Origin of the sequence: Streptomyces sp. BE20 (genome assembly GCF_036322525.1) — a bacterium.
In the GTDB taxonomy this organism is placed as follows: Bacteria; Actinomycetota; Actinomycetes; order Streptomycetales; family Streptomycetaceae; genus Kitasatospora.
The window spans coordinates 1-374 of sequence record NZ_JAQYWW010000654.1 but is presented as its reverse complement, the minus strand read 5'-3'; the positions used below and the strand labels follow the sequence as shown (position 1 = coordinate 374).

Here is a 374-nt window from a genome sequence, read left to right as displayed (position 1 = left end):
GTGAGGGTGTGTGTGGTGGGGGGGGGGGGGGTGTGGGGGGGGGGGGTTGGGTGGGGGTGGGTGGGGGTGTTTTTGTTGGGGTGTGGGTGGGGGGGGGGGGGGGGTGGGGGGAGCGGGCTCTGGGGGGGGGTGTGGTGGGGGGGGGGGGGGGGGGGTGGGGGGGGGGGGGGGTTTTTTTGTGTTTTTTTTTTGGGTTTTTTTTTTTTTTTTTTTTTTGGTTTTGGTGGTGTGTGTTTGGTGGTTTTTTTTGTTTTTTTTTTTTGGGGGGGGGGGGGTGGGTGGGGGGGGGTGGGGGGGGGGGATAGCCGGTGGTGTTGGCCTTCGGCACTTCTGGTTGGTTGTTGGGGGTGGTGTGGGTTTTGCGCTGGGGCCCC

At 63.9% G+C, this 374-nt stretch carries 1 protein-coding gene; it reads left to right on the top strand.

The features are described from left to right. Window positions 1–154: 154 nt before the first annotated feature. Window positions 155–374 (top strand): hypothetical protein (locus PUR61_RS13885; RefSeq protein ID WP_329879128.1); only part of this gene is annotated, 220 nt, incomplete at its 3' end.